Genomic DNA, 7839 nt, shown 5'->3' on the forward strand with positions numbered 1-7839 from the left:
GCGTAACATTTTTTCTTCCATAATGCGAAGGTCGGAATTATTAAGATAAATAACAAATTATTCCCCCATTGATTTTCTACTGAGCCCATGTTTGAGCCAATGCTCGTTAGCAACTTGTTGGTTTCTGTAAGAAATTTCTATATCCGATGATGTAGCTCCGTGCCCCAAGGCATATAATGCGAGGCCATTGTTGGACCAGTCGTGCCGTTCACGACTGCGAAGCTCAGCTATCGCACTGTGATAGGTCACCTTTCGGGATGTGATGGCTGACCTTTTGCAAGATGATAGGTGACCTTTTGTCGTCTTGTTTTTATTGTGTTGAAAGTCAGTTGGTTGTGGCCTCTTCTTTTAAGGGTTGTTGGTTGCTTTCCATCCCCTTACCATTCGCAGCAGATATTGTCGGGCTTTCTTGTCTTTTATTTTGTTGATGTCCTTTTCAAACTCCTCAATGGTGACTCTGTCCTTTGCGTTTTTCTCGTTCCTTGTACAATCATAGAAAGCGTGGAATTTACTTTCCGATAGCGTTTCATTTCCCCTATGGTCGTAAATCCATTGCCAAATCTGCGTTAGGTCTTTGCCCCATGCGAAACGATTATAGGTATATCGATTAGGCAATGCCGGTATTTTACAGATTATATCCTTTGGCAAGACTTCCTTATAATCGTTGATGAGCTGGCAAGCTTCGTATGTTTGAGAGTATGGATAGGCTACAATGTCTCTGCTGGGTGTCGCTATTAGACGTGTGCTTTGTCTGTTCAACAGTTGTATGCGGTCGGTTTTTACTGCGTAATTCCATTTAATAGTATCTTCATCTTTGACACAGCAAACGTAGAAGTGATGTTTGTCCAAACGCTTGTAATCACCGAATGGTCTGTCCAAGCTGTCTGTTGAACAAACAACTTGTTTCACAGTGGGCTCAGCTTCCTGATAATTCCACGTTCCACAACTCATTTTGTCCAATGTTTCTCCTTTCATATTGTAGAGATAAAGTTCCACAAATCCTTGGTTGGCATAGGCAAATAAGTAGTTGTCGTCAAACTTTTGTATCGAGAGAATGTAGTCGTTGTATCTATCTCCAAATGGTTTCCCTTTCAATTTTTCTGTTTGGCTTTCAGTTAATTTCAGACCACATGAGCCTAAAGGGTATGGCTGCGGTATGCTGTCTATGATGAGTGAGTCGGGATTGAGTCCGAGTTCGTTCATGAATGGTATCTCAGAGCGATTGCACGATACAAGGAGAAATGAGGCATAGATGAGAAAACAGGCTTTAATTTTCATTGGGAGCGGTATTGTAGAATAGTTGTTGCAAAGATAAAAATAATTTTTGTAAGCTACTTATACATATTCTCTTTTTTAATGCTTATCTTTGCAAAGGGATTGCCTTACAAGCTACTTTGGCTTATGATAGATATTCCAAGACTAAGAATGGGAGTTTTTCCATGTGGACTGGCTGCATAGGAACTGCCTCGCATTCGTCTTGCTGACTGTATATAGTGAGTCGGATGGTAGGTTTAGGGCGAAGATTATAAAAAAGATAGGGAAATGCCAAAGCGCTTTCTTTCCCTGAAGAGCGAATCATAGATTATCATTAGGCAACGCTTTGCCGTTTTAAATGCGATAATATAGATGCAGACGATAGAACTGTTGGCACCGGCCAAAAATTTGGAATGCGGTATCGCCGCCATTGATCATGGGGCAGATGCCGTCTATGTCGGAGCGGCTAAGTTTGGTGCGCGACAGTCTGCCGGTAATAGTGTTGACGACATTGGAAAGCTGTGTGCCTATGCCCATCAGTTCGGCGCTACGGTTCACGTTACTGTCAATACGATTATCTATGACGATGAATTGGAAGATACCTTACAACTTGTCGAAGAGTTGGGGCATGTCGGCGTCGATGCGTTGCTCATTCAAGACATGGGATTGCTCAAGGAATGCAAGGAGAGGCTTCATGCGAGAATTGCGTTCCATGCCAGTACGCAATGCGATAGTCGTACCGCTGGGAAAGTTCAATGGTTGCAGTCATTGGGATTCGACCGTGTCGTACTTGCCAGAGAGTTATCGGCCGACGAAATAGCAGATATTCATAGGGCTGTTCCAGACATGGAGTTAGAGGTTTTTGTTCATGGAGCACTTTGCGTGAGTTATAGTGGCGTTTGCTATGCCTCACAACATTGCTTTGGTCGCTCGGCCAATCGTGGCACATGTGCCCAGTTCTGCCGTATGGCATTCGACCTGAAGGATGCTGATGGTAAGGTGATAGAGAGAAACCGCTATCTTCTTTCGCTGAAAGATATGTGTCAAATAGACAATTTGGAGGAATTGATGCGTTCCGGCGCCTGTTCGTTCAAGATTGAGGGTAGGTTGAAGGATGCCAACTATGTGAAGAATGTTGTCTCGGCTTACAGTCAACGCTTGAATGAAATTATAGCCAAATATCCTACAGAGTTCAGGCGCGCCTCAAAGGGAGTGGTAAATTACCATTTCACACCAGACTTAAACAAGACATTCAATCGTGGTTATACCAGCTACTTCGTGAATGGGCGTCAGCCGAATATCTTTTCACCGAACACCCCAAAAGCACTTGGAGAATATGTTGGCAAAGTAAAGGAGATACGACGTGACTCGTTCAATGTGTCGGGAACTGCAAGTTTTGCCAACGGCGATGGACTGTGCTTTGTCAATCATGGAGCTAACATTGGTGAGAAGAGCGAGTCTCTGGAAGGCTTTCGTGTCAACCGTGCCGTTGGCAACAGGCTCTATCCGTTCAAGATGCCGAAGGGTTTGAGGCCGGGAATGGTGCTTTATAGGAATCAGGACCAGACTTTCGAGAAAGAGCTCGGTGGTAAGACAGCGGAAAGGCTGATACATGTGAAAATGAAATTTGGCCTAACGGATAACGGATTCTTATTAAAGATGGGGTTGAGTCAAACAGACGGGGAATCTTTGATGGCTGACAGTATCGTGATCTTTGAACATCAGGAAGCGCAAAAGCCACAGAGGGATAACATTATCCGCCAAATCACAAAGCTGGGGAATACTATCTACACGTGTGATGATGTGGAAATAGAGACAGGAGCTGACCGCTTTTTTGTTCCGAGCAGCGTGTTGGCCGGCCTTAGGCGAAATGTGGTAGAGCGTTTTGCCCAACTATCTTTGGTGGACACTAAGGAGAAATCTAATCATACAATACAAGCGCCCAATGATAGTGGAACGGCGAGGAACGACTTCGGTTGTGTGAATCCAAGCCAATACAGGCATTTCCCATATCTTTACAACATCTCTAACAAGAAAGCCAGAGCGTTTTATGAGAAACAGGGATTGGAAAACGTGAAGCCCGCGTTTGAATGTACTGACACAAAGGCGGGTAAGATGGTTGATAAAGACCCAATATTGATGCAGTGCCGACATTGCATTCGCTATTCGTTGGGTTATTGCGTGGCTCATGGGGGTAAGAAACCGACATGGCATGAGCCACTGTTCTTGGTACTGGGTGATGGCAAACGCTTCCGTTTGGAGTTTGATTGCAAGTATTGTCAAATGAATATATATGCCGAATAAGCTGATGATGAGCAGCCATATCATACAAAACAGCTCGAAAATTGTCCGAAGGGTGCTTGGAACTCTCTGGATGCTGGGCCTTGTACTGGTCTTTTCAATGGGTGTCGCTGGTTGTTATCATAAGAAAACCCCATCGACGTTCAATCTTCCCGATAGTGTACAGGAGGCGCAAATATCCAAACGCATCCTCTCAGGCAATGATTTACTGAAGAATAAGCAGGAAAACGATCACATTGAGTGGCATGGTAGTGCTAATAGGGTAGATTCTTTCGCTTTTAGGGTAAAGCACCACTATTCGCAGGGCTTCAATTTTGTGGTGAGAGCTGATTCCCTGATGCTCATACGTCAGCAACCAGAGGAAGCTGTTAATAATTTAGCGACTGATTCCTTTGCTGTAAAAAAGGGAAAGTCGTTGGTCGTAGCCGATATTCGTATTATTCCGAATGACAGTATCGATTCTGTTTGGGTGCAAATAGCCACAGAAAATTTTGCCTTCGGTTGGATAAGGGAAGGGCGGTTGTTGAAGAAAGTTGATCCAGATGATCCCATTTCTCAGTTCATTTCCATGTTCTCGAACACTCACTTGATAATCTTTTTAGTTGTTATATCATTGATTTCTGTTGGCTATCTGATGCGTAAGATTCTCAAACGCAATGCGAAGATAGTACATTTCAATGACATCAACTCGTTCTATCCTACGCTTTTGGCGATTATTGTGGCGGCATCTGCCACTTTCTATGCAAGCATCCAGCTCTTCGCCCCTGAGACTTGGCGAGAGTTTTATTTCCATCCTTCGCTCAATCCGTTCTCCCAACCAATGCTATTGAACGTCTTCTTAGTCCTTGTTTGGGCAATGTTGATTATTGCTATTGCCGCATTTGATGATATCAGACGACTGTTAAAATCGGGCGATGCGGTACTTTATATGTGTGGACTGGCAGCAGTCTGTGCTGTCAATTATATAGTATTCTCGGTTCTCACCTTGTATTTTATCGGCTATGCCTTACTTCTGGTCTATATTTATTATTCCATCAGGGTGTGGCTTCGCAGGCATAGCGACACATACCTGTGTGGAAATTGTGGCATGCGTCTCCATCGCAAGGGTCGTTGCCCACATTGCGGTATCATTAACGAATGACATTTTTATTGCGTTACAATCCATTTTACTTTTAAACTTTCATAACAAATAAGGATTGTCGGTTCAATTTATTCTGCCTACCTTTGCATCTGTTAAGCTCTACTTAAGATAACATTAACAGAATATAATGAATAAAATCATTTTTGCATTCTTATGCGCATCATTATTCCCCGCCTCAATGCGAGCTGTGGCTGATGATGTGTTGAAGGACTCTTCACGTGTTTATGATATTGAGGAAGTATATGTTTACGACCAGCCTAAAGAAGTATTCCGCCTTCGTCAGCAGTCATTAAGCAGTACGTCGTTTAACAGATCGCAACTAAAGAGCCTTAATATTCAGGGGCTTAGCCAATTATCTGCTTTCGTTCCTTCGTTTACGATGCCTGAATATGGAAGCAGATTGACTTCTTCGATGTATGTGCGTGGAATAGGTTCGAGAATTAATTCCCCGGCTGTTGGAATCTATGTTGATGGGATGCCAATACAGAGCAAGAGCGCATTCAACTTTCACACTTATGATATAGATCGCATTGATGTATTGCGTGGTCCACAAGGTACTCTATATGGGATGAACACAGAGGGAGGGCTCATTCGCATTTACAGCAAGAACCCATTTGAATATAGTGGAACAGATTTAACGCTTTCTTTAGGTAGCAAATTTTGGCGTAAAATTGAAGTTGGTCATTTTACGAAGCTGAATGACAAAACGGCCCTTTCACTATCAGCTTTCTATGATGGGCAGAACGGTTTCTTCAAAAACCAATTTAACGGTGAACATGCTGACCTTTTCAACGAATTTGGAGGAAAGGGGAGACTTCTTTGGAATCCCAATGCCAAGTTGAACCTTAGTTTCATAGCTGATTACCAATATGTAAGGCAGAACGGATTTCCCTACGGACAGATAGTTTCTGACGAGCAAATTGCTACGGCTGATATAACTTCACCTTATTATAAGCTGAAGGCTGGAACTCAGGCACCTAATCAGAATCGCCAGAGCAACTATCGCAGGAATATGCTAAACACAGGAGTTGGCATCAAATACAATGGCAATTCCTTCGTGCTGAACTCAATGTTGAGTTGGCAGTTCCTCAAGGATTATATGATGATGGATATCGACTATTTGCCGCAGGATTTCATGCACCTTGAACAACGTCAGCATCAGAATTCATTGACAGAGGAATTGACAATCAAGAACAAGCATAACAGTAGGTGGCATTGGACATTCGGCGCTTTCGGGTCATACCAGTGGCTGAGAACAGATGGACCAGTATATTTCAACAAGGGGATGAATGATTATCTCTCCAATGTGATAACGAATTATGCCTATACTGGAATGCTCAATGCTATGGCCAAGAGAATTGCTGAAGGACTCGTAAACTCAGGAATGCCTTTTGACGAGGCTATGAAGAAGGCCTTGGCTCAGGTTGCCGCAATGATCAAGGCTGCTGGAGGGTGTACGATCAAAGTTAATATGCAAACCATACCTGGCATCTTTCGAACACCAAGATTCAATTTAGGTGTATATCATGAAAGCAATTTTGATATCACTGATCATCTTGTTGCAACACTGGGACTTCGTTACGACTATTCGCAGGTAGCTATCGACTATGCGACGTCGGCCCGTGTCCTTATGGATGAGAATGCCTTAGGCGTGCATGTAACTCCAACCATAACATCATCGCTGTCGCATCATGAAAGTAATCATTTTAATCAGTTCCTTCCCAAGATTGGCCTGACTTATCGCCTCAACAACGGAAGCAACGTCTATACATCTTGGGCGAAGGGCTATCGGGCTGGAGGATATAATTTCCAAATGTTTTCTGATGTGTTGCAGACTGAGATTTCAAAAGCCTCAAAAAAGCAGTTAGAGGACCTAGATATTCAGCACGACGAGGCATATTATGCAAACATTGCCCGAACAATCGAGTACAAGCCGGAGACAAGTTGGAATTATGAGATAGGAACTCACCTGAACTTATTTGGTGGTCAGATGCATTTGGATGTAGCAACCTATTATATGCAGATTCGAAATCAGCAGCTATCTGTTATGGCAGGAAACTATGGATTCGGGCGTATGATGACTAATGCAGGCCGCAGCCACTCATGCGGTATTGAGGCCTCGGTATATGGTAAGGCTCTGGAGGACAAGTTTTCCTATACTTTAAGTTACGGTTTCACAAGTGCTCGTTTTGATGAATATTCAGATTCAACCAAGGCTGGTATTGTTGATTACAAGAAAAACAAAGTGCCTTTCGTGCCACAGCATACATTAGCTGCAAATGCAGATTACCGCTTAGACGTTGATCCCGCAGCCTTGTTGGATCCAACCAATAAGTTCCATCTTCGCGCGGTGACAGTCGGTGCCAATTTGTCGGCACAAGGCAGAACCTATTGGGACAACCTGAATACCGTAGCACAGAATTTTTATGCGACATTAGGAGTACATGCTGATGCCGACTTTGGTCCGATGCATGTGAATCTTTGGATTCGCAACCTGACCGATACAAAGTTTAACACTTTTGCGGTGCAAAGTTCCACTACCGGTACAAAATATACTTTTGCACAGTTGGGGAATCCTCTCCAGATAGGTGTTGACTTATCATTTCATTTTTAAAATATTAATATTAGATATTTGACTGTTAGGAATTGGGTAAACCGCCAAGCTTATTATAAAGTGAGGCGGTTTTTCTTGCTTTGTACATCCATGTTGGTCTGTGTGATGGTGACGAGTCCAGCAGCTTGATTGGCATCTTTAGACCGAATTTAGAACGTTGCCATACCGCCTGATGCCCGACATAAGTGACCTTGCAAGTTCCAAAACGAAGTGCAATAAAAGAGTAGCCCTCGCCGAGAGATGCAGACGTTCTCGAAGCGTAGCGAGAGGTTGTCTGCATCTCTCGGCGAGGAAAAAAACAACCAGCAATACAAATAAAAAAAGGGAGACCGCTGTCTCCCAAAGATTAACTAACTTTGTATTGCAAATGTATCATCAATTAATCTCGGAGCAAAGGTCGCAAATTTTCGCCTTACTTCAAAAGAAAACAGGGAGAAAAGAGATTGCCGCAATCGTCGGCATCAGTCAGTCAACACTATCACGTGAAATCAAACGCAACAGCACGCCATCGGGAAAGTATATCTGGACA

5 protein-coding genes are annotated in these 7839 nt (G+C 43.4%); 4 read left to right on the forward strand and 1 reads right to left on the reverse strand.

Going from position 1 to position 7839, the window contains the following annotated elements; translation table 11 throughout:
* Positions 1-348 precede the first annotated feature (348 nt).
* Complete coding sequence (locus H515_RS0102695) at positions 349-1278, reverse strand: hypothetical protein (protein ID WP_025878046.1); 930 nt, start codon at positions 1276-1278, stop codon at positions 349-351.
* Between the two features lie 348 nt (positions 1279-1626).
* On the opposite strand from H515_RS0102695, the gene H515_RS0102700 reads away from it, so the two are divergent.
* From H515_RS0102700 to H515_RS13875, 4 genes are all read left to right on the forward strand, one after another.
* Positions 1627-3558, forward strand: a complete 1932-nt coding sequence (locus H515_RS0102700) for a peptidase U32 family protein (protein WP_025878048.1) — start codon at positions 1627-1629, stop codon at positions 3556-3558.
* Positions 3559-3628: 70 nt separating this feature from the next.
* The gene (locus H515_RS0102705) at positions 3629-4696 is read left to right on the forward strand and encodes a zinc ribbon domain-containing protein (RefSeq protein ID WP_244870056.1); all 1068 of its coding nucleotides are present in this window, start codon (positions 3629-3631) and stop codon (positions 4694-4696) included.
* A gap of 127 nt (positions 4697-4823) precedes the next feature.
* Positions 4824-7310 (forward strand): TonB-dependent receptor, encoded by a 2487-nt coding sequence (locus H515_RS0102710; protein ID WP_025878050.1) that lies wholly within the window; start codon positions 4824-4826, stop codon positions 7308-7310.
* 367 nt (positions 7311-7677) lie between these two features.
* On the forward strand, positions 7678-7839 hold a 162-nt coding region (locus tag H515_RS13875; RefSeq protein ID WP_211231989.1), incomplete at its 3' end, for a helix-turn-helix domain-containing protein.

The organism is Prevotella corporis DSM 18810 = JCM 8529, assembly GCF_000430525.1.
Taxonomy (GTDB): domain Bacteria; phylum Bacteroidota; class Bacteroidia; order Bacteroidales; family Bacteroidaceae; genus Prevotella; species Prevotella corporis.

Bases quoted from the DNA above. Each gene is read 5' to 3' on its own strand.
- H515_RS0102695 (WP_025878046.1), bottom strand. From the start codon at position 1,278: ATGAAAATTAAAGCCTGTTTTCTCATCTATGCCTCATTTCTCCTTGTA.
- H515_RS0102700 (WP_025878048.1), top strand. From the start codon at position 1,627: ATGCAGACGATAGAACTGTTGGCACCGGCCAAAAATTTGGAATGCGGT.
- H515_RS0102705 (WP_244870056.1), top strand. From the start codon at position 3,629: ATGCTGGGCCTTGTACTGGTCTTTTCAATGGGTGTCGCTGGTTGTTAT.
- H515_RS0102710 (WP_025878050.1), top strand. From the start codon at position 4,824: ATGAATAAAATCATTTTTGCATTCTTATGCGCATCATTATTCCCCGCC.